At 49.0% G+C, this 811-nt stretch carries 1 protein-coding gene; it reads left to right on the top strand.

Annotation, left to right across the window (positions count from 1 at the left end; genetic code table 11):
* Nucleotides 1–695 (top strand): carbon-nitrogen hydrolase family protein (locus KIV40_RS31100; protein WP_285353159.1); only part of this gene is annotated, 695 nt, incomplete at its 5' end.
* Nucleotides 696–811 lie beyond the last annotated feature (116 nt).

The raw sequence follows: 811 nt of genomic DNA, 5'->3' as shown, positions 1-811 counted from the left end.
CAGAAAATGCCTTGGTGTTCGGCAGCAAAAAGGATTACCACCAACATGCAGAGCCGTTGGGAGACGGGCCACTTCAAAAGCAAATCGGTGAATTAGCCAAGCAGCATCGTGTTTGGATTGTTGTCGGCAGTATGCCCATCAAGAGGGTGACTGGGGTGACGACAACCTCATTGGTCATCGATGATTTCGGTACGGTTGTCGCCCATTATGACAAACTGCATATGTTTGACGTAGATGTGGCTGACGCACACAAGTGTTATCGCGAATCGGATATTTTTACGCCCGGTGATCGCGTCGTCACTGCTGAGACACCTTTTGGTCGCTTAGGTTTGAGTATTTGCTATGATGTGCGCTTTCCGCACCTCTACTCTGAATTAAGAAAGCAGGGCGCACAGATTATTGTCGTACCGGCGGCATTTACTGCTGTGACGGGCGAGGCGCATTGGGAAGCGTTATTACGCTGCCGAGCCATTGAAACACAATCTTGGGTCGTCGCGGTTGGACAGGGCGGGAAGCACCCTTGTCAGCGAGAGACCTGGGGACATTCCATGGTGATTGACCCATGGGGGAGAGTGGTGGCACAACTAGGTCAAGAGCCGAAGAGCATGGTTGTCGAACTCGATACCAAAAGTTGTGAGCCTATTAGACAGAATATGCCAATCGTTCAACACTCTCGATTTTCGAATCAATTTTAATTAAAAATAAGAGCCATTTATGAGCATCAATCAAATTGAAGAAGCGCTACTTAACCCGACAGGGCTTACGGAGCAAAATATCGCAGATACATTGGCGAGCATTGCTACCCGCCAAA

It is taken from the genome of Vibrio sp. D173a (assembly GCF_030248475.1).
Note: the sequence above shows the minus strand (reverse complement) of the source record. Positions and strands in the feature narration are given on the sequence as shown.